This window comes from Gordonia sp. (in: high G+C Gram-positive bacteria) (genome assembly GCF_047600385.1).
Classification (GTDB): Bacteria; Actinomycetota; Actinomycetes; order Mycobacteriales; family Mycobacteriaceae; genus Gordonia.
The window spans coordinates 2,500,268-2,520,926 of record NZ_JASGKZ010000001.1 but is presented as its reverse complement, the minus strand read 5'-3'; the positions used below and the strand labels follow the sequence as shown (position 1 = coordinate 2,520,926).

Annotated in this window: 16 protein-coding genes and 1 pseudogene; 10 read left to right on the top strand and 7 right to left on the bottom strand. The window is 71.3% G+C overall.

The window, feature by feature from the left end:
• Positions 1-691: 691 nt before the first annotated feature.
• Both QM809_RS11315 and QM809_RS11310 read right to left on the bottom strand, forming a co-directional pair.
• Positions 692-1,108 (bottom strand): cytochrome c oxidase subunit 4, encoded by a 417-nt coding sequence (locus tag QM809_RS11315; RefSeq protein ID WP_415045893.1) that lies wholly within the window; start codon positions 1,106-1,108, stop codon positions 692-694.
• Between the two features lie 5 nt (positions 1,109-1,113).
• Positions 1,114-2,289, bottom strand: coding sequence for a cytochrome c oxidase subunit II (locus QM809_RS11310; RefSeq protein WP_415045892.1), 1,176 nt, complete (start codon positions 2,287-2,289; stop codon positions 1,114-1,116).
• 311 nt (positions 2,290-2,600) lie between these two features.
• On the opposite strand from QM809_RS11310, the gene asnB reads away from it, so the two are divergent.
• Complete coding sequence (gene asnB, locus QM809_RS11305; protein ID WP_415045891.1) at positions 2,601-4,526, top strand: asparagine synthase (glutamine-hydrolyzing); 1,926 nt, start codon at positions 2,601-2,603, stop codon at positions 4,524-4,526.
• Between the two features lie 148 nt (positions 4,527-4,674).
• On the opposite strand, the gene QM809_RS11300 is transcribed toward asnB, so the two are convergent.
• The 3 genes from QM809_RS11300 to QM809_RS11290 form a co-directional block, all read right to left on the bottom strand.
• On the bottom strand, positions 4,675-5,646 hold the full coding sequence (locus QM809_RS11300) for a carbohydrate kinase family protein (RefSeq protein WP_415045890.1): 972 nt from the start codon (positions 5,644-5,646) through the stop codon (positions 4,675-4,677).
• A gap of 79 nt (positions 5,647-5,725) precedes the next feature.
• Positions 5,726-6,076 (bottom strand): HesB/IscA family protein, encoded by a 351-nt coding sequence (locus tag QM809_RS11295; protein WP_415045888.1) that lies wholly within the window; start codon positions 6,074-6,076, stop codon positions 5,726-5,728.
• A 102-nt stretch (positions 6,077-6,178) separates the two neighbouring features.
• Positions 6,179-7,345 (bottom strand): glycerate kinase, encoded by a 1,167-nt coding sequence (locus QM809_RS11290; protein WP_415045887.1) that lies wholly within the window; start codon positions 7,343-7,345, stop codon positions 6,179-6,181.
• A gap of 61 nt (positions 7,346-7,406) precedes the next feature.
• Between QM809_RS11290 and QM809_RS11285 the strand changes: the two genes are divergently transcribed.
• The 3 genes from QM809_RS11285 to QM809_RS11275 are packed head-to-tail and all read left to right on the top strand — an operon-like array spanning position 7,407 to position 10,760.
• A complete protein-coding gene (locus tag QM809_RS11285) occupies positions 7,407-8,102 on the top strand; it encodes a DUF3043 domain-containing protein (RefSeq protein ID WP_415045886.1) in 696 nt (231 codons plus the stop codon).
• A 7-nt stretch (positions 8,103-8,109) separates the two neighbouring features.
• Positions 8,110-9,924 (top strand): nicotinate-nucleotide--dimethylbenzimidazole phosphoribosyltransferase, encoded by a 1,815-nt coding sequence (gene cobT / locus QM809_RS11280; RefSeq protein ID WP_415045885.1) that lies wholly within the window; start codon positions 8,110-8,112, stop codon positions 9,922-9,924.
• The gene (locus tag QM809_RS11275; protein ID WP_415045884.1) at positions 9,921-10,760 is read left to right on the top strand and encodes an adenosylcobinamide-GDP ribazoletransferase; all 840 of its coding nucleotides are present in this window, start codon (positions 9,921-9,923) and stop codon (positions 10,758-10,760) included. The genes cobT and QM809_RS11275 overlap by 4 nt, the downstream gene beginning before the upstream one ends.
• Before the next feature lie 337 nt (positions 10,761-11,097).
• Here QM809_RS11275 and QM809_RS11270 read toward each other — a convergent pair whose 3' ends face one another.
• Together QM809_RS11270 and gcvT are read right to left on the bottom strand one after the other, a co-directional pair.
• Positions 11,098-12,198: a branched-chain amino acid aminotransferase gene (locus QM809_RS11270; RefSeq protein WP_415045883.1), complete on the bottom strand. Its 1,101-nt coding sequence runs from the start codon at positions 12,196-12,198 to the stop codon at positions 11,098-11,100.
• A gap of 94 nt (positions 12,199-12,292) precedes the next feature.
• A complete protein-coding gene (gene gcvT / locus QM809_RS11265; protein WP_415045882.1) occupies positions 12,293-13,402 on the bottom strand; it encodes a glycine cleavage system aminomethyltransferase GcvT in 1,110 nt (369 codons plus the stop codon).
• A gap of 107 nt (positions 13,403-13,509) precedes the next feature.
• On the opposite strand from gcvT, the gene QM809_RS11260 reads away from it, so the two are divergent.
• From QM809_RS11260 to QM809_RS11235, 6 genes and pseudogenes are all read left to right on the top strand, one after another.
• Complete coding sequence (locus QM809_RS11260; RefSeq protein ID WP_415045880.1) at positions 13,510-15,039, top strand: leucyl aminopeptidase; 1,530 nt, start codon at positions 13,510-13,512, stop codon at positions 15,037-15,039.
• A gap of 132 nt (positions 15,040-15,171) precedes the next feature.
• On the top strand, positions 15,172-17,001 hold the full coding sequence (sucB, locus tag QM809_RS11255; protein WP_415045879.1) for a 2-oxoglutarate dehydrogenase, E2 component, dihydrolipoamide succinyltransferase: 1,830 nt from the start codon (positions 15,172-15,174) through the stop codon (positions 16,999-17,001).
• A gap of 30 nt (positions 17,002-17,031) precedes the next feature.
• Complete coding sequence (locus QM809_RS11250) at positions 17,032-17,913, top strand: TIGR01777 family oxidoreductase (protein ID WP_415045878.1); 882 nt, start codon at positions 17,032-17,034, stop codon at positions 17,911-17,913.
• Positions 17,906-18,607, top strand: coding sequence for a lipoyl(octanoyl) transferase LipB (lipB, locus tag QM809_RS11245; RefSeq protein ID WP_415045877.1), 702 nt, complete (start codon positions 17,906-17,908; stop codon positions 18,605-18,607). Before QM809_RS11250 ends, lipB begins: the two co-directional genes overlap by 8 nt.
• Positions 18,608-18,686: 79 nt before the next feature.
• Complete coding sequence (gene lipA, locus QM809_RS11240) at positions 18,687-19,757, top strand: lipoyl synthase (RefSeq protein WP_415045875.1); 1,071 nt, start codon at positions 18,687-18,689, stop codon at positions 19,755-19,757.
• Positions 19,758-19,883: 126 nt separating this feature from the next.
• Positions 19,884-20,646, top strand: a pseudogene (locus tag QM809_RS11235) (DUF4191 domain-containing protein).
• The last annotated feature ends 13 nt before the right edge of the window (positions 20,647-20,659 follow it).

Genomic DNA, 20,659 nt, shown 5'->3' with positions numbered 1-20,659 from the left:
CCCGCGCACCCGCGAGGAACGCCCGTGGCGGGCCGGAATCACCGATCGGCGGGAGAACGCCGGGCAGGCGGAAGGCCGGCCGCACAGAAACTGAGGAGACTGAGGTCCGAGGAGACCGAGGCCCGAGGAGAAAGCCGGTAGGAGTCCAGCATCCTGAACACTCGACGACGCCGAGAGGCTCCATACTTGATGACAGGCAGGAAGACACCGCCGGAGATCCTCTCCGCGGATCTCCGGACGGTCGTCTCCCTGTCTGCCTCCCGCGAGGTCATGGCCGTCCCCTGACCTCCGGATGGCTCAGCGAAGCGCCGGAGACGGAGTACCGGACCCTTCTCCGTCTCCGGCGCTTTCGCGTATCCGCAGGCCTCTCCGCATCTCTCCCCGTCTCCGGTTCCCCCGTTTCGGTTCTGCCTTCCCGTTTCGGCTCTGGTCGGCCCCCGGTCCCGGAGCCGCCCGCGAGCGCAGCGAGCCTGCGCGTCGAAGGACCTCGCCGAAGGGGACTCCGAGATCCGCTCGTCGTGAGAACCGACTCGACTCGTCACCGCGTTTCCGCCCCGACTCGGGGATCGTGAACTCGGGGATCGCGAGGAGCGCCGTCGTCCGTGGATCGGTTCGGGGAGCCGAGGATGCAATTCGACCGCGCCCGGATGTCCGGGCGCGGTCGAATGTCGGTGTCAGCGGGCGAGAGAGATCAGTGCTTCTCCGGGCCGACGTAGTACTCCATCACCAGGCCGGTGGCCGAGGCGACGATCAGCACGGCGCAACCGATCGCGAACCAGAGGTTGCCGGTGGCGAAGCCGATGGCGAACAGCGAAGCACCGATCGCGACCATGATCGGCCACCAGCTGTGCGGGCTGAAGAAGCCGAGTTCACCGGCTCCGTCCTCCACCTCGGCGTCGTCGTAGTCCTCGGGACGGATCTCCACGCGCCGGGCGACGAACCGGAAGTACGTGCCGGCCAGGAGCGCGAGACAGGCCGAGAAGGTCAGGCCCATGACGCCCGCCCACTCCACACCCGTGCGGTAGAAGCCGGTCGCGACCGCGTACACGATCATCATGATGAGGAAGAAAGCGGCGATGGCCTCAAAGATGCGGGCTTCGATCTTCATTGCGGTCAGTTCTCCTCAGCCTTGGGAAGCGAGCAGTTCGGGAGCGTCGTGTTGCGAGCGTCGCCCAGGTCCTCCGGCACGTCGGTGTCGGCGACACGACGGGTCTCGAACGGAACGGTCGTGACCGACTGCGGCTGCTGGCAGACGGCGGACAGCGCCTCGGCGTTGGTCTTCGTCGGGTTCGCCTGCCGGTAACGGATGTAGGACTCGAAGACCTCCGGCTTCACCGCGCGGACCTCGAAGTTCATCATCGCGTGGTAGGTGCCGCACATCTCCGCGCAGCGACCGACGAAGGCGCCCTCGCGCTCGATCTTCTCGATCTGGAAGCTCGGATCCTGGTGGTTCTGCTTCGGGAACGGCATGACGTCCCGCTTGTAGAGGAACTCCGGAACCCAGAACGAGTGGATCACGTCGGCCGAGGCCAGATCGAACTGGATCCGGGTGTCGGTCGGCAGGACCAGGATCGGGATCTCCGAGGAGGTGCCCAGGGTCTCGATCTTGTCGAAGACGAGGTAGTCGCGGACCTCCTGGTCGCGGCCGCCGGCCGGACCAGGGAGCTCCTTCTCGTGACCGTCGTGCTCGTAGGTGCCGCGCGAGGCCTGCAGGTCGAACGGGCTGCCCTTCTTGGCGTCCTCGGCCTTGACGATCTGGGTGCCGTCGGCGAGCTGCACGGTGTTGTAGCCGAACTTCCAGTTCCACTGGAACGCGGTCACGTCCACGACGACCGGCGGGTTCGGCTCCTTGTTGTCCACGTTGGTCTGCACGATGACGGTGAAGTAGAAGAGCACCGCGATCATGACGAACGGCATGGCCGTGTAGGCCAGCTCCAGCGGCACGTTGTAACCGGTCTGGCGCGGGAACTCCTCATCGGGGTCCACCGGGCCGGACTCGTTCTTGTTGTCCTTGCGGCGATGGAAGGTGATCGCCCAGAAGATCAGGCCCCACACGAAGACACCCATGATCAGCGCGGCGATACACGCCCACTGCCACAGGTGCCGCATCTCCGTCGCCTGCGGGGTCACACCTTCGGGCCACCCGAAGCGCACCGCTTCCGACGGGGAGCAACCGGAGGTGACCACCGCAACGAGCGCCAGGGCGCCCAGCGCACTCAGTCGCTTCACCGTGCGCGACGTACCCGAGATACGCCGGGCCGACGAACGTCCACCGTGAGTCAATTTCACGCCTTCCTGCTGACAGGGAGCTGATCTTGCACGAGATCTCGCCGTCGCGAGCAGCACTCGCTGAGGGTCATTCTCGCACCATGTACTACGCAGCGTAGACCAACGCGGCGAACTGGTCTCGATTGGGGCTCTCCCCCGCGTCCGGATCGGCGCCGAACTGGGAGAAGACGGCGGTCCGACCACCGATCGCCTGCGCCGGGTTCGCCCCGGATGCGTCCGCTACGGCATAGTAGGTGACCGGCGCAGGGCCTTCCTGACGTCCCGCGGACCACCGGTCCCGCGGACCATGACTTGGCAAAGGGGATCCCGACGTGTGCGGTTTGCTCGGAATGCTCACCGGCGACGGTTCGGCGTCGTCGATCGTCGACCTGGTGGCCGAAGCCTCCCACTGCATGCGGCACCGCGGTCCGGACGATGCCCTCACGTGGCACGACGACGACCTGGTTCTCGGCTTCAACCGGCTCTCGATCATCGACATCGAGCACTCGCCGCAGCCGCTGCTGTGGGGACCTCCCGAGCAGCCGGAGCGCTACGCCCTCGCCTTCAACGGCGAGATCTACAACTACGTGGAGCTGCGCGCCGAACTGGAGGAGACCTTCGGTGCGGAGTTCAACACCGGCGGCGACGGTGAGCCGATCGTCGTCGGCTTCCACCACTGGGGCCCGGAGGTCCTGACCAAGCTGCGCGGCATGTTCGCGTTCGCCGTGTGGGACACGGTGGAGAAGTCGCTGTTCATCGCGCGCGACCCGTTCGGCATCAAGCCGATGTACCTCGCGACCGGTCCCGGCGGCACCGCGTTCGGCAGCGAGAAGAAGAGCCTGCTGGAGCTGCTCGATGCCCTGCAGCTGGGCCGGGATCTGGATCCGCGCGCCATCGAGCACTACACGGCGCTGCAGTACGTCCCGGAGCCGGAGTCGCTGCACACCGACGTCCGCCGCCTGGAGTCCGGCACCTACGCCGTCTTCGCCCCCGGCGAGAAGCCCGCCGTCAAGCGGTACTTCACGCCGCGCTTCACCCTCCGGCCCTTCGCGCACGACGCCGAGCAGGCCCGCTACGACGAGATCGCCGACGCGCTGCGCGACTCGGTGGCCAAGCACATGCGCGCGGACGTGACCGTCGGATCCTTCCTCTCCGGCGGCATCGACTCCACCGCGATCGCCGCGCTGGCCATCCAGCACAACCCGGACCTGATCACGTTCACCACCGGTTTCGAACGCGACGGCTACTCGGAGATCGACGTCGCCGTCGAGTCCGCCGAGGCCATCGGCGCCAAGCACGTGGTGAAGGTGGTGAGCCCCGCCGAGTTCATCGAGGCGCTGCCGAAGATCATCTGGTACCTCGACGATCCAGTGGCCGACCCGGCGCTGGTGCCGCTCTACTTCGTGGCGGCCGAGGCCCGCAAGCACGTCAAGGTGGTGCTCTCCGGCGAGGGCGCCGACGAGCTGTTCGGCGGCTATACCATCTATAAGGAGCCGATCTCGCTCCGCGCGTTCGACCGGCTGCCCGGCGCCCTCCGCGCGCTGGCGGGCAAGCTCTCCGATCGGATCCCCGAGGGCACCCGCGGCAAGAGCCTGCTGCACCGCGGCTCGTTGACCCTGGAGGAGCGCTACTACGGCAACGCCCGCAGCTTCGACGACGAGCGCCTGCGCCGGGTGCTGCGGGACTACCGTCCGGAGTGGACGCACACCGACGTCACCGCCCCGATCTACGCGCAGAGCGTCGGGATGGATCCGGTGGCGCGCATGCAGCACCTGGACCTGTTCACGTGGCTGCGGGGCGACATCCTGGTCAAGGCCGACAAGATCACCATGGCCAACTCCCTCGAGCTCCGCGTGCCGTTCCTGGACAAGGAGGTCTTCCGCGTCGCCGAGGGGCTGCCCTTCGACCAGAAGATCGCGAACGGGACCACCAAGTACGCGCTGCGCAAGGCGCTGGAGCAGATCGTGCCGCCGCACGTCCTGCACCGTCGCAAGCTCGGCTTCCCGGTCCCGATCCGGCACTGGCTGGCCGGCCCGGAGATGTACGACTGGGCGCGGCAGCTGATCACCGACTCCGACACGGACGGGATCTTCGACAAGGCCTTCGTCCTGCAGATGCTCGACGAGCACCGCGCGGGCACCGTGGACAACAGCCGCCGGATCTGGACCGTGCTGTGCTTCATGATCTGGTACGGGATCTTCGTGGACGGCTCCATCGACCCGAAGATCGAGGAGCGCGACTACCCCGTCCGCCTCTGAGCCCGGCCGGTCGTCCCCTCCCCCACCGGGGCCGACCGTCCTGTGCCGCCGAGAGATCCGGCCCTTCCGCAGTGAGCTGCGGAAGGGCCGGATTCGTCGTCGGGAGAGCGGCGTTCGGTCTACGGAGACGCCGCGTGCGGTCTTCGGGTCAGAGCACGGCCTTGATGTCGGCGGCCGCGGCGGCCCCGTAGGCCTCGCCGATCCGGGCGAGGGCCTCGGCGGGCTCGCAGACCCAGCCCTGGGTCGACTCGCACTCCAGGACCAGGGTGGCGACCATCGCGCCGAGCTGGGCGGCGCGCTCGTAGCGCAGACCGCGGGACAGACCGGTGAGGAAGCCCGCACGGAAGCCGTCGCCGACGCCCGTCGGATCGAGCGCCTCGCGCACCGGCACCACCGGGACGTGGATCGGCTCGCCGTCGGACGGCACGATGTCGATGCCGTCGGCGCTGCGGGTGGTCACCCGGACCTCGACCATCTCGGCCACCTCGTCGGCGGTCAGGCCGGTCTTCTGCAGCAGCAGACCCCACTCGTACTCGTTGGTGAACAGGAAGCGCGCACCGTCGATCAGACCGCGGACGGTGTCGCCGTCCAGGCGCGCCAGCTGCTGCGACGGATCGGCGGCGAAGGGGATCCGGTGGTCGCGGCACAGTTCGGTGTGGCGGACCATCGCGTCGGGGTCGTCGGGGGCCACCAGGACCAGATCGGGGCGGCCGGTCTCGTCGAACACCTCGGTGATGTCGATCTCGCGGGCCTCGGACATCGCGCCCGGGTAGAAGAACGCCAGCTGAGCCATCGTGGTGTCGGTGGTGCACATGAACCGGGCGGTGTGCCGGGTCCGGGAGATCCGGACGCCGCGGCAGTCGACGCCGTGGTCGTTGAGCCAGTCGCGGTAGTCCCCGAAGTCCTCGCCCGCCGCGCCGATGAGCAGCGGCGAACCGCCGAGCGAGCCGATGGCGAAGGCGATGTTGCCGCCCACCCCGCCCCGGCGCACGATCAGGTCCTCGGTGAGGAAGCTGAGCGAGATGTGTTCCAGCTGGTCGGCGAGCACTTGCTCGGAGAACTTACCGGGGAACTTCATCAGATGATCGGTCGCCAACGACCCGCAAACGGCAATGAACATTAGCCCAGCCTAAACCGCGCATGAACGACGGCGACCGCCCGCCCCGTCCAGGGGCAGGCGGTCGCCGTGGAGTCGAACGTCAGTTGAACGAGTCGCCGCAGGCGCAGCTGCCGGTCGCGTTCGGGTTGTCGATGGTGAAGCCCTGCTTCTCGATCGAGTCGACGAAGTCGATCTTGGCGCCCTTCATGTACGGCGCGCTCATCCGGTCCACGGCCAGCTTCACGCCGCCGAACTCGGTGATGATGTCGCCGTCGAGGGTGCGGTCGTCGAAGTACAGCTGGTAGCGCAGACCCGCACAGCCGCCCGGCTGGACCTCGATGCGCAGGGCCATGTCGTCACGGCCCTCCTGATCGAGGAGCGCCTTCGCCTTCGCGGCGGCGGAATCGGTGAGGACCACACCCGACTGTGCGGTCTCGTTCTGAACGGTCATGGGTGCTCCCTCGTGTCATTCTTGCGCGCGACCGTGTTCCACCGGCCCCGCGCTCGTACTCACTGCGGTGATGTAGTACCTGCAACGGTACCCCGCCGCAGCCTATTCCCCCAGTGTGCCACCTCCCCGTTCCCCGACCTCCGCGGCGGACTCCCCGGGCCCGCCGGACCACCACGTCTCCGGCCGGTCCCGCGCCAGCGCCTCGGTCAGCGACGTCAGCTGCGGCCCGGCCTCGGCCAGGGCCGCCGCCGGCGAACCCGCGTGGTGGACGAGCGTGTGGACGTCGCCGAACTCCGCCTCCTCGGCGGGGGTCAGCGCCGACTGGCCGACCAGCACCAGGACCGGGACTCCCGCGGCGGTCGCCTCGGCGGCCACCGCCGCCACGAGTTTGCCGTGCCGGGTCTGCGCATCGAGGCGTCCCTCCCCGGTGATCACGAGGTCGGCTCCGGCGATCACGGCCGGGCGGTGCGTCCGCGTCGCCACCACGTGCGCCCCGGACTCCCGGCGACCGTCGCACGCGAGCAGGAACGCGCCGAGCCCGCCGGCGGCGCCGGCGCCGGGCAGGTCGCGGACGGCCCGACCGCAGACCCGCTCCAACTCGTCCGCCCACCCGGTCAGTCTCTTCTCCAGCGCGGCGACCACGACGGCGTCCGCCCCCTTCTGCGGCGCGAACACCGCGGCGGCGCCGTCGCGCCCGAGCAGCGGATTGTCGACGTCGGTCGCGACGACGAGGTCCACCCCGGCCAGCAGCCGCCGCGCCGCGGCCAGACCCCCGAGCCGCTCGGCCGCGCCGCGCCCGCCGTCGGAGGTGGCCGATCCGCCCAGTCCCACGACGATCCGGCGGCACCCGGCCAGCAGCGCCGCCGAGAGCAGATCGCCCACGCCCGCGGTGGTCGCGGCCCGGGCGCCGGCGGGGTCCGGCGGACCGGGCAGCCGGGACAGGCCGCACGCCTGGGCCGTCTCGAGGTAGGCGACGGCGTCGTGCAGCAGCCACGAGGCCCGGACCGGGGCGCCGAGCGGGCCGGTCACGGTCTGCGTGCGCACCTCGCCGCCGAAGGCGGTCGCCAGCACGTCGACGAAGCCCGGTCCGCCGTCCGACTGCGGCGCCAGGGTCACCGTGTCGTGCGGGCGCGCCGCATGCCAGCCCGCCCCGATCGCGGCGGCCGCCTCCACGGCGTCGAGCGTGCCCCCGAACGAATCGGGCATCACGACCACCTGCCGGTTCCGCTGCGTGCCGCCGGTCACGGTGTCCGGTTCGCCCTCGGTCATGGAGTCGGACTGTAGCGCCCCGGGACGACCGGGGAGAGGGAACCGCGATAGCCTGGTCGATGTGAAGTTGCCTTTCAAAACCGGCGCCGACAGCTCGGGTGCCGACAGCTCCGCCGCCGCCGAGAAGACCGCCGACACCGCTTCGACGTCGAACGCGGCCGCCGACGACGCGAAGCCGAAGGCAGGTGCGACGACGCCCGGCAAGGGACGCCCCACCCCGAAACGTCGTGAGGCGCAGGCCCGTCGTACCGGCCCCGTCGCACCGCCGCCCACCACGCGGGCCGAGGCGCGGGCCCGGAAGAAGCAGCAGAAGTCGACGCTCACCAAGGAGGAGCGCAAGCAGTTGCGCGCCGAGCGGTCCAAGGCCCGCGCCGAACAGCGCGAGAAGATGATGTCCGGCGACGAGCGCTACATGATCGGCCGGGATCGCGGCCCCGTCCGCGCCTATGTGCGCGACATCGTCGACTCGCGCCGCAACTTCGCCGGACTGTTCATGCCGTTCGCGATCGTCCTGATCGTCGCGATGATGATCCCCCAGCTCGCGTTCTACATCAATCTGGTGATGCTGGTGTTCGTGCTGCTGATGGTGATCGACTCGGTGATCCTGGGCCGCCAGGTGAACAACCGGGTGCGCGAGCGCTTCCCGGACACCGCCGACACCGGTTTCCGGCTCGGCCTGTACGCCTTCACCCGCGCGATGCAGCTGCGGATGATGCGGGCGCCGCGTCCGATGGTGTCCGTCGGCGACAAGGTCTAGCGGGCCCATGCGCACACTGGTCCTGGGCGGGACCCGGTCGGGCAAGTCCGCTCGCGCCGAACGGCTTCTCGGCGATCGTCCGGCGGTGCGCTACCTGGCGACCGGCGCCCCGCCGAACGACGACGATCCGGCCTGGTCCGAACGGGTCCGCGCCCATCGCGCCCGGCGCGACGCCCGATACACGACGGTGGAGACCCGCGCGCCGGCCGCCGAGCTCCGCGCCCACCCGCACGCCGCGACCCTGGTCGACGACCTCGGCAACTGGGTCGCCGCGCTCCTCGACGCCGCGGGCGGCTGGGAGGACTCCTCCGTCGACCTGGCCGAGGAGATCGCCGAGCTGGCCGCCGCCGTCGCCGAGTTCGGCGGCGACCTGGTGATCGTCTCCCCCGAGGTGGGACTGTCGGTGGTCCCCGCCAGTGCGGCGGGCCGCCGGTTCGCCGACGTCCTGGGTGCGGCCAACCTCGCCGTCGCCGCGGCGTGCGAGCACGTCGAGCTGGTGGTCGCCGGACGCGTGCTCCCCCTCCCCGCCGAGACCCCGGCCCCGATCCTGGCGGTCTGCCCGCCCGCCCCCGAGCCGTCCCTCCTCGCGAAGGCCGAGCAGCCCCCTCTCCCCCTCCCGCCGACCGAGCAGACTCCTTTCCCGCCGACCGAGCAGGCTCCTCGCCCGTCGGCTGAGCAGGCTCCCCTCCCGTCGGCTGAGCCGCCGTCGAGCCCCCTGGGGCGAGACGGCGAGTCGAAGCCCGCCCCCGCCGACGCCGTCGTCCCGCTCGACCCCACCGACGCCGAGGTGTTCCCCGTCGTCGACCTCCCCGACGAGGAGGTCGCCGACCGGACCCGAGCCCACCTCCTGGACCTCACCAAGCCGCCGGGATCGCTCGGCCGCCTGGAGGATCTGGGCGTGTGGATCGCGTCGTGTCAGGGCGTCTGCCCGCCGCGGCGCATCACCGCCCCGCAGATCGCGGTGTTCGCGGGCGATCACGGGGTCGCCGCCCACGGCGTGTCCGCGTTCCCGCCGGAGGTCACCGCGCAGATGGTGGCGAACATCGCCGCCGGGGGCGCCGCGATCAACGTGCTCGCGCGGCGGGCCGGCGCGGGTGTCCGGGTCTTCGACATGGCGGTGGACACCGACGACTCCGACCCGCACATCGCGCGGTACAAGGTACGACGCTCCACCGGCGACCTCCGCCGGGGCGAGGCGATGACGCTCGGTGAGGCCCGCCGGGCGCTCGCCGCGGGCCGCCGGGTGGCCGACGACCTGGTCGACTCCGGCGCGGACCTGTTGATCGCCGGCGACATGGGGATCGGCAACACCACCCCGGCCGCGATCCTGACCGGCACGCTCACCGGGAAGGAGCCCGTGGTCGTGGTCGGGCGCGGCACCGGGATCGACGACGACGCCTGGATCCGCAAGACCGCCGCGATCCGGGACGGCATGCGGCACGGCCGCAGGCACCGCAACGATCCGCTGTCCCTGCTGGCGGCGGTGACCGGACCGGACTTCGCCGCGACGGCCGGATTCCTGGCGCAGGCCGCGGTGCGTCGTACCCCCGTGATCCTGGACGGCATGGTCGTCACCTCGGCCGCCCTGGTCGCCGATGCGCCGGCGCCCGGCGCGCGGGCCTGGTGGTGCGCCGGACACCGGTCCACCGAGCCCGCGCACGGGTTCGCGCTGGCCGAGCTCGGTCTGGAACCCGTGCTCGACCTGTCGATGCGGCTCGGCGAGGGATCGGGCGCGGCCACCGCGCTCCCCGTGGTGTGCGATGCGGTGGACGTCCTGCTCGACATGGCGACCTTCTCCGGCGCCGGCGTCTCGCCGGGATGACCCGACAGGACGACGACGCCGTCGTCCCGGCCGGACCGCGTACGGGTGCGCTGCATTTGGCAGCGAGCTGGCTCACCGTCCTCCCGGTCCGGCAGCCGCGGTCGGCACCCGATCGACGCGACGGCGCCCGGGTGATCGCCGCGGTCCCGGTCCTCGGGCTGGGGTTCGGGATCGTCGTCGCGGCCCTGCTCGCGGGCCTGGCCCGGACCGATCTCCCGACGCCGGTCTCGGGCACGCTGGCGGTGGTCTTCCTGGCGTCGATCACTCGCGGCATGCATCTGGACGGGCTGGCCGACACCGCCGACGGCCTGGGCTGTTACGGCGATCCGGAACGGGTGCGCACGGTGATGCGGTCGGGTGACGTCGGCCCGTTCGGGGCCGCCACCCTGGTGCTGGTCCTGCTGCTGCAGGCGCTCTCGTTCGCCGCCCTCGCCGGCGACCACCGCTGGTATGCGCTCGCCTTCGCGGTGTTCCTCGGCCGCGTCGCGGTGGTGCTCGCGTGCCGCACCGGCCTGTCGGCGGGCAACCCCGACGGCTTCGGCGCACTGGTGGCGGGGACGCAGCGAGCCTCGATCGTGCTCTGGCTCCTCGTCGCGACCGCGCTCGCGGCGGCCGCCGGACGGCTCGACGTCCCCGGATCCGGGCCGGCGACGTTCTCGTCGTCGTTCACGGTGCTCCCGGTGGTGCGGGCGCTGATCGCGACGGCGCTCGTCGTGGCGTTCGCGCTGCTGTTCACCCGGCACTGCGCACGACGCACCGGCGGCATCTCCGGTGACGTGCTGGGCGCGACGCTGGAGCTGAGCACCGTCCTCGCGCTGCTCGTGCTCCTGCTCTGAGCCCGCCCGGCTCCCCTGCACCTCTTCCCCCGGCGTGTCGCGTGTCCTCTTCTGTGTCGCGCCGCTCGTGCCCCTCCTCCCGCCCTCGTGTCGCGGCTCCTCTTCCATGTCGAGTGTCATCGATGAGGCGCGACACGGAGAAGGACACGCGACACGCGGCGCTCTCCGGGGAACAGCATGGTCTCGACTCCGCTCGACCAGCGAGAGGACACTCCGACCAGCGAGAGGACACCACCGATCGGCGAGAGAACACCCCGGCCGGTACGGCTCCGGAAACGACACGCGGCGCTCCCCGGAACCGGGGAGCGCCGCGTGGACGTCGTACGTGCGGTGCGGACTACGGGTACAGCGTGGTCATCCAGCCGTGGGTGTCGGCGAACGTGCCGCGCTGCAGACCGGTGAGGGTGTCGCGGAGGGCCTGGGTCACCTCGCCGATGCCGCCGTCGCCGATCGTGTAGTCGTCGGTGTCGCTCTTGACCCGACCGACCGGGGTGATCACCGCGGCGGTGCCGCAGGCGAAGACCTCGGAGATCTCGCCGGAGGCCACGCCGTCGCGCAGTTCGTCGGTCGAGATCCGGCGCTCGGTGACGCGATAGCCCGCGTCGGCGGCGAGGGTGAGCAGCGAATCGCGGGTGATGCCCGGGAGCAGCGAACCGGAGAGCTCGGGGGTGACGATCTCGGCGTCGGAGCCGGTGCCAACGACGAAGAACAGGTTCATGCCGCCCATCTCCTCGATGTAGCGGCGCTCGATCGCGTCGAGCCAGACCACCTGGTCGCAGCCCTGCTCGGCGGCCTGCGCCTGCGCCAGGAGCGAGGCGGCGTAGTTGCCGCCGAACTTGGCCGCGCCGGTGCCGCCCGGCGAGGCGCGCACGTACTCGGTGCACAGGTAGACGCTGACCGGCTTGACGCCTCCGGCGAAGTACGCGCCGGCCGGCGAGGCGATCACCACAAAGCGGTACTGCTTGGACGGCCGCACCCCGAGACTGGGTTCGGTGGCGAACAGGAACGGGCGCAGGTACAGCGACTCCTCGCCGCCTGCGGCCGGAACCCAGCCGTGGTCGACGGCGAGCAGGGCGCGCAGTCCGCCGAGGAAGTCCTCGACGGGGAGTTCCGGCATCGCCAGGCGGCGGGCGGAGTTGTTGAAGCGTTCGGCGTTGGCCTCCGGGCGGAACGCCGCGATGGTGCCGTCGGGCTGCCGGTAGGCCTTGAGGCCTTCGAAGATCTCCTGCGCGTAGTGCAGGACCATCGCCGCCGGGTCCAGCGCGATCGGGCCGTAGGGGGTCACCTTGGCGCGGTGCCAGCCCTGACCTGCGTCGTAGTCCACCGTCACCATGTGGTCGGTGAAGTGATTGCCGAATCCGGGCGACTCGAGGATCTCGGCGCGGCGGCCTTCCGAAACGGGATGGGGGTGATCGGTGCGGGCGAACTCCAGGGTCATCAGCTAAGAATAGCGCCGCCGGTCCGACCGTTTCCCCGGTGGACCGTCCCCGATCGGCCGTTCCCGACCGATCGGGGCGATCGACTCGCGACGATCAGACGTGGCTCTGGACGAACGGCGGATCGACGACGATGCACGGCACCGCGCGCCCGCGGACGTCGACGGTCACCTCGTCGCCGGCCTTCACCCCGGTGAGGGTGTCGATGAACGCCAGCGCGATGCCCACCTTCAGCGTCGGCGAGAAGGTGCCGGAGGTGCACTCGCCGATGGTCTCGCCGCCGGGGCGCAGGTGGACGGTGCAACCGGCGCGCAGCACGCCGCGGCCGGTGGCCTCGAGGCCGGCGAGTCGTCGTGCCGGACCCTGCTCGCGCTCGGCGATCAGCGCCTCGCGGCCGAAGAACTCCGGCTTCTTCCAGCCCACGGCCCAGCCCGAGCGCGCCTGCACCGGGGTGATGTCCTCGCTCAGTTCGTGCCCGTGCAGCGCGTAGCCCATCTCGGTGCGCAGCGTGTCGCGGGCGCCCAGCCCCGCGGGCAGGCCGCCGCGCTCGGTGACCTGCGCGAGCAGCGCGTCCCAGACCGGTCCGGCATCGGCCCAGCGGGGCAGCACCTCGTAGCCGCGTTCGCCGGTGTAGCCGGTCCGGCAGATCCTGACGGGGTAGGTCGCGCCGTCGACGGCCAGTTCGCCGTCGGCGAACGCCATGTACTCCATGTCCGACGGCAGGCCGAGCGCCTCCAGGACCTCGGGCGCCTTCGGCCCCTGCACGGCGAACACGCCGTACTCGCGATGCCGATCGGTCACCTCGACCCCCTCGGGGGCCGCGGCCGCCAGCGCCGCGACGACCGCCGCGGTGTTCGCGGCGTTGGGGACCAGGAACACCTCGTCGTCGCCGACCAGGTAGGCGATGAGGTCGTCGATCACGCCGCCGCGCTCGTTGCAGCACAGCGTGTACTGCGCTTTTCCGGGACGGATCTTGGCCAGGTCGTTCGAGAGCGTGCGGTTCACCAGGTCGGCGGCGCCGGGGCCCGCGACGAGGGCCTTGCCGAGGTGGCTCACGTCGAACAGTCCGACGGTCTCGCGCACCGCCTGGTGCTCGGCGGACGTCCCGGAGTACGAGACGGGCATGTCCCAGCCGCCGAATTCGGCGAAGGAGGCTCCCAGGGCGCGGTGACGGTCGGCGATCGGGCCGGCAAGCAGTTCGGTCATAGCGCTCACCGTAGCGCGCCCGACACCCGATGCGCGGAGGCACCGGGTCCGACGATCCCGGCGCGGCCCCCGCCGGATGTCGGAGGTGAGGATTAGAGTCGATGACCGTGAGCAGCAACGACATCATCGACCGCACGCGCGGCCCCCGCATCGACCTCGTCACCGGACTCGGCGAGGGCGACGACGTCCTGGTCGTCGGCCTGATCGCCCCCGACTCCGCAGCCGGCGACGCCGAGCCCACCCTCCTGATCACCGACGACCTGCTCGACGACGCCGCGGCCACCGCCCTGACCGCGGCGCTGCGCGCGGTCTCGGCGACCGGTGAGCGGGGCCGGGTCGTCACCGTGCCCGCGCCGGCCGGTCTGCCGGTCCGCCTGGTGGCCGCCGTCGGTCTGGGCACCGCCGCCGACTCCGAGTCCCCGGAGAACGTCCGGCAGGCCGCGGGCGCGGTGATCCGGGCGTTGGACGGCGCCGGAACCGTCGTCTCGACGCTGGGGGCCGCCGATCTGCGCGCCGCCGCCGAGGGCGGTTATCTCGGCGCCTACCGCTTCGACGCGTTCCGGTCGGACAGGTCGCGCTCGGCCGAGCAGCCGCCGGCACGGATCTCGCTGCTCGTCTCGGAGGAGTCCGAGGAGGCCGCGGCCGATCTCGCGCACGCCCTGATCGTCGCCGACGCGGTGGCCCTGGCCCGCGACTTCGTCAACACTCCCCCGAGCCACCTGTACCCGGGCGAGTTCGCCGACCGGGCGCGCCGGGTGGCGAGCGCGGCCGGTCTCGACGTGGAGGTCCTCGACGAGCAGGCCCTCGCCGACGGCGGCTACGGCGGCATCGTCGGCGTCGGTCAGGGCAGTTCCCGTCCGCCGCGCCTGGTGCGCCTGACGTACGCACCGTCGAACGCCGCCAAGACGGTGGCCCTGGTCGGCAAGGGCATCACCTTCGACACCGGCGGCATCTCGATCAAGCCGGCCGCGGGCATGGACCACATGACCTCCGACATGGGCGGTGCCGCCGCGGTGATCGCGACGGTCGTCGCCGCCGCGAGGCTCGGGCTCGACGTCGCCGTCACCGCGACCGTGCCGATGGCCGAGAACATGCCGTCGGGCACCGCGCAGCGCCCCGGCGACGTCCTGACCCAGTACGGCGGCACCACCGTCGAGGTCCTCAACACCGACGCCGAGGGTCGCCTGATCCTGGCCGACGCGATCGTGCGGGCCTGCGAGGACCGGCCGGACTACCTGATCGACACCGCCACCCTGACCGGCGCCCAGATGGTGGCCCTGGGCACCCGCACCCCGGGCGTCCTGGGCACCGACGAGTTCCGCGACCGCGTCGCCGCCCTCTCCCGGGAGGTCGGCGAGAACGGCTGGGCCATGCCGATGCCCGCCGAACTGCGCGCCGACCTGAACTCTCGGGTCGCCGATCTGGCGAACGTCACCAACCACCGCTGGGGCGGGATGCTCTCCGCCGCGATGTTCCTGCGGGAGTTCGTGGCCGACGGGATCGGCTGGGCGCACCTCGACGTCGCCGGTCCGGCGTTCAACACCGGAGGCCCCTGGGGCTACACCGGCAAGGGCGGCACGGGGGTTCCGGTGCGGACGCTGATCGCCGTGCTGGAAGACGTCGCCGAGGCGGGCTGATACCCCTACTCACGGGTACTCCGGACTGCCCTGACGGGGGTCCGGGGAAAGGGTAGGGTTTGTTCCAGGCCGGTCGCGGCGATCCCGCGGCCGACACGATTCCACGAGCTGATTTCAAGGAGCACAACGCACATGGCTTTCTCCGTCGAGATGCCCGCACTGGGTGAAAGCGTCACCGAAGGTACGGTCACCCAGTGGCTCAAGAGCGAAGGCGACACCGTCGCCGCCGACGAGCCCCTGCTGGAGGTCTCGACCGACAAGGTCGACACGGAGATACCCGCACCGGCGAGCGGTGTGCTGATCAAGATCATCGCGCAGGAGGACGACGTCGTCGAGGTCGGCGGTCCGTTGGCCCTGATCGGTGAGGCGGGCGAGGCCGCCGGTGACGCTCCGGCCGCGGCACCCGCCGCCGAAGCCGCTCCGGAACCCGAGCCCGCAGCCGCTCCCGAGCCCGCAGCTCCGGCCGCAGCCGCTCCGTCGGCTCCCGCCGCTTCAGGCACTTCGGCTTCGCTCAGCACAGGCACTTCGGCTTCGCTCAGCACAGGCAACGACGTCACCATGCCTGAGCTCGGTGAGTCGGTCACCGAGGGCACCGTCACCAACTGGCTCAAGGCCGTCGGCGACACCGTGGCCGTCGACGAGCCGCTGGTGGAGGTCTCCACCGACAAGGTCGACACCGAGATCCCGTCGCCGTACGCCGGCGTGCTGCTGGAGATCGTCGCCGACACCGACGACATCGTCGCCGTCGGCAGCAAGCTCGCCGTGATCGGTGAGCCGGGTGCCGCCGCGGCCCCCGCCCCGGCCGCACCGGAACCCGAGCCCGCTCCGGAGCCTGCCGCTGCCGCTCCGGCACCCGAGCCCGCCGCTCCGGCACCTGCACCCGCTCCGACGCCTGCCCCGGCTCCCGCCGCTGCCGCCCCGGCTCCGGCGGCCGAGGAGCCGACGGATCTGGTGTCCACGCCGTACGTGACTCCGCTGGTCCGCAAGCTGGCCGCCGAGAACGACATCGACCTGGCCGCCGTCACCGGCACCGGCGTCGGCGGACGCATCCGCAAGCAGGACGTCCTCGCCGCCGCCGAGGCCAAGAAGGCCGCGGCGGAGCAGGCTGCGGCAGAGCAGGCCGCCGCGGAAGCCGCCCAGGCCGCCGCTCCGGCACCCGCGCCCGCCGCGACCCCGGCTCCGGCGGCACCCGCCGCGCCGGCCGCATCCGCTCCGGCGCCGAGCGCCGAGCTGTCGGCGCTCATCGGCACCACGCAGAAGATCAACCGGATCCGTCAGATCACCGCGGCCAAGACCCGCGAGTCGCTGGCCTCCAGCGCGCAGCTCACCCAGGTGCACGAGGCCGACCTCACCCGGGTCGCGCAGCTGCGCAAGCAGGCGAAGGCGTCGTTCCAGGCCGCCGAGGGCGTCAACCTGACCTACCTGCCGTTCTTCGCCAAGGCCGTCGTCGAGGCGCTCAAGGTGCACCCGAACGTCAACGCGTCGATCGACGAGGCCAAGAAGGAGATCACCTACCACCCGCACGTCCACCTGGGCATCGCCGTGGACACCCCGCAGGGTCTGCTCTCCCCGGTCATCAAGAACGCCGAGAACCTGTCGCTGGCCGGTCTCGCCCATGCCATCGCCGACATCGCCGCGCGGGCCCGTTCGGGCGATCTGAAGCCCGACGAGCTCTCCGGCGGCACCTTCACCATCACCAACATCGGCAGCGAGGGCGCCCTGTTCGACACCCCGATCCTGGTGCCGCCGCAGGCCGCCATGCTCGGTACCGGCGCCATCGTCCGACGCCCGGTGGTGCTCACCGCCGCGGACGACACCGAGTCGATCGCCGCGCGCTCGATGGCCTACCTGCCGCTGACCTACGACCACCGTCTCATCGACGGCGCCGATGCCGGACGCTTCCTCACCACGGTGCGTCAGCGTCTGGAGGGCGGCGAGTTCGCCGCCGATCTCGGTCTGTAGTCCGCACCGGAAGCGGGTGACACCCTCCCCATGCGTATCGCCGTCGCCGGCAGCCACGGCCTGATCGGTTCCGCCCTGGTCGAGTCCCTCGGCCGGGCGGGCCATCACGTGGTGCGGCTGGTCCGTCGGCCCGCGACCGCCACCGACGAGGTCCGGTGGGATCCGGAAGGTTTCGGAGTCCCGCCGGGCGCGTTCGACGGCCTCGATGCCGTCGTCGCGCTCGGCGGAGTGGGGCTGGGCACCCGCCGCTGGAGCGGCTGGTTCAAGCAGCAGCTGCGGGATTCCCGGGTCGGGCCGACCACGGTCCTCGCCGAGGCCGTGGCCGCCGCCGGTGTGCCGGTGTTCCTCGGTGCCAGCGCGACCGGGTTCTACGGTGACACCGGCGATCACGCGGTCACCGAGGAGGATCCGGGAGGAACCGGTTTCCTCGCCGATCTGACCGCCGACTGGGAGGCCGCCACCGCCCCGGCCGCCGGCGCCCGCGTGGTGCATCTGCGCACCGCGCCCGTCCTGTCCCGCCGGGGCGGTCTGCTCGGCACGCTGCGCCCGCTGTACCGGCTCGGCATCGGCGGGCCGATCGGCGACGGCCGGCAGTTCTTCTCCTGGATCGCCCTGGACGACGAGGTCGCCGCGATCGGCCACGTCCTCGAGTCCGACTCGATCTCCGGACCGGTCAATCTGGCGGCGCCGCAGCCGGTCCGGTACGGCGATTTCAGCGAGCAGCTGGCCCGACGGCTGCATCGTCGTTCCCTCCTTCGGGTGCCCGCACGCGTCGCGAAGGCGGCCGGCGGCGAACTCGTCGAAGAACTCGTCCTCACCTCGTCCCGCGTCGAACCGAAGGTCCTGCAGAACCGCGGATTCGCCTTCGCCCGTCCGACGCTCCCGGAAGCTCTGGAGTACACCCGTGCGTAACGGTCCCGCCCGCGCCGAGACCGGCCCCCTCGAAGTCCGCTGTCTCGGCGTCGTCGACTACGAGGAGGCCTACAACCTCCAGCATCGCCTCGCCGCCGAACGCGCCTCCGGCGAACTCGACCACGACGTCCTGATCCTTCTCGAGCACCCGTCGGTCTACACCGCGGGCAAGCGCACCGAGGACGCCGACCGGCCCGTCAACGGCGCCCGGGTGATCGACGTCGACCGCGGCGGCCGCATCACCTGGCACGGTCCCGGTCAGCTCGTCGGCTATCCGATCGTCAAACTCGCCGAACCGCTCGACGTGGTCGACTACGTCCGGCGTATCGAGGAGGCCCTGATCCGGTTCTGCGCCACGCAGGGTCTGACCACCACCCGGGTGGCGGGCCGTTCCGGGGTCTGGGTGTGCGACGACCCCGACGTCGTCCGCGCCCCCGGCCTGCAGCGCGAACGCAAGCTGGGCCAGATCGGGATCCGGGTGTCCCGCGGTGTCACGCTGCACGGATTCGCCCTCAACGTGGACCCGGACATGTCGGTGTTCTCCGCGATCGTGCCGTGCGGGATCGCCGACGCCGGCGTCACCTCGGTGGCCGCCGAGATCGGTCGACCGCTGACCGTCGCCGAGACCCTCACGCCGATCGCCGAGCTGGTGCGGGAATGCCTGGACGCCGATCGGGCGTTGATCCCGTCGTGAGCCTCTTCCCGGCAATGCCGCCGAACGACGACGGCCTCGCCCCCAGCACACCCGCCACGCCGAGCGTAGGATCGACACAGTGACTTGCCAGCCTCACTCCACCCCGAAAGCCCCCGGCACCGAAGCCGCCGCCAAGGCGGGTGCTCCCGAGCGGAAGCTGCTGCGCCTGGAGGTCCGCAACGCGCAGACCCCCATCGAACGCAAACCGAAGTGGATCAAGACCAAGGCGACCATGGGGCCGGAGTACTCCGAGCTCAAGGGCCTGGTCCGCAGCGAGGGCCTGCACACGGTGTGCGAGGAGGCCGGCTGCCCGAACATCTACGAGTGCTGGGAGGACCGCGAGGCGACCTTCCTCATCGGCGGCGAGCAGTGCACCCGCCGGTGCGACTTCTGCCAGATCGACACCGGGAAGCCGTCGGCCCTCGATCGTGACGAGCCCCGGCGCGTGGCCGAGTCAGTCCAGGCCATGGGCCTGCGCTATTCGACGATCACCGGCGTCGCCCGCGACGACCTCCCCGACGAGGGTGCGTGGCTGTACGCCGAGACGGTGCGCAAGATCCACGAGTACAACCCCGGCACCGGTGTGGAGAATCTGATCCCGGACTTCCACGCGAAGCCCGATCTGCTCGCCGAGGTGTTCGACGCCCGGCCCGAGGTGCTCGCCCACAACCTGGAGACCGTCCCCCGCATCTTCAAGCGGATCCGCCCCGCGTTCCGGTACGAGCGGTCGCTCGACGTCCTCACGCAGGCGCGTGACTTCGGTCTGGTGACCAAGTCGAACCTGATCCTGGGCATGGGCGAGACCCCGGAGGAGGTGCGGTCCGCCCTGCGCGATCTGCACAGCGCCGGCTGCGACATCGTCACCATCACCCAGTACCTGCGGCCCACCCCGCGCCACCATCCGGTGGAGCGCTGGGTGAAGCCGGAGGAGTTCGTGGAGCATTCCGAGTACGCCACCGAACTCGGTTTCGCCGGGGTGCTGGGCGGTCCGCTGGTCCGGTCGTCGTACCGGGCCGGACGCCTCTACGCGCAGGCGATGGCCCGGCACGGCCGCCCGCTCGATCCGGCGATGGCGCACCTCGCGAACGAGGGCAGCACCGCGCAGGAGGCCTCGTCGGTGATCGCCCGCATGGCCGCCGCCGCGCGCTGACCGGAGCCCCGCACTCGACCACCCGGCGCTCGACGACCACCGCACCCGTGCCCGCCCGCGCCGGTGCCGAACGCCGTGACGCACCGTGTCGAAGACGTCCCCACCACCCCCGATAGACTGGACACCATGGCAAAGCCCAAAGACAACGCGAGCAAAGAGGCGAAGAAGGCCGCTCGAGCCGCCCGAAGGGCCGCTTCCAAGCAGCAGCGCCAGCAGATCTGGCAGGCGTTCAACATGCAGCGCAAGGAAGACAAGGCGCTGATCCCGCTGATGCTGGCGATCCTCATCGGCACCGCGCTCGTCTTCGCCCTGATCGGCCAGTTCGCCTTCGGCGGCCTCTGGTTCATGCTGGTGCTCGGCATCCTCCTCGGTGTGCTGCTGGCCTTCATCTTCTTCGGTCGCCGCGTCTCCAAGACGGTGTACAAGCGGGCCGAGGGGCAGCCCGGGGCCGCCGGCTGGGCGTTGAGCAACATGCGCGGCCAGTGGCGTGTGCAGCAGGCGATCAGCGGCACCAGCCACCTCGACGCCGTGCACCGGGTGATCGGCAGGCCCGGCATCATCCTGATCGGCGAGGGCTCGGCGTCACGCGTCAAGCCGTTGATGGCGCAGGAGAAGAAGAAGGCCGCCCGCGTGGTCGGCGACACCCCGATCTACGAGGTGGTGGTCGGCAACGGCGAAGGCGAGGTGCCGCTGGCCAAGCTGGAGCGCCACCTCAAGAAGCTTCCGGGCAACATCGACCGCAAGCGCATGGAGTCCCTGGACGGCCGGCTGGCCGCGCTCAAGAACAAGGGTGCCGCCGGTCCGGCGATGCCCAAGGGTCCGATGCCGCAGGGCGCCAAGAATGCGCAACGTCGCACGCACCGCCCGCCGCCGGGGCGGCGGCGCCTGACCGGCACTCCCCC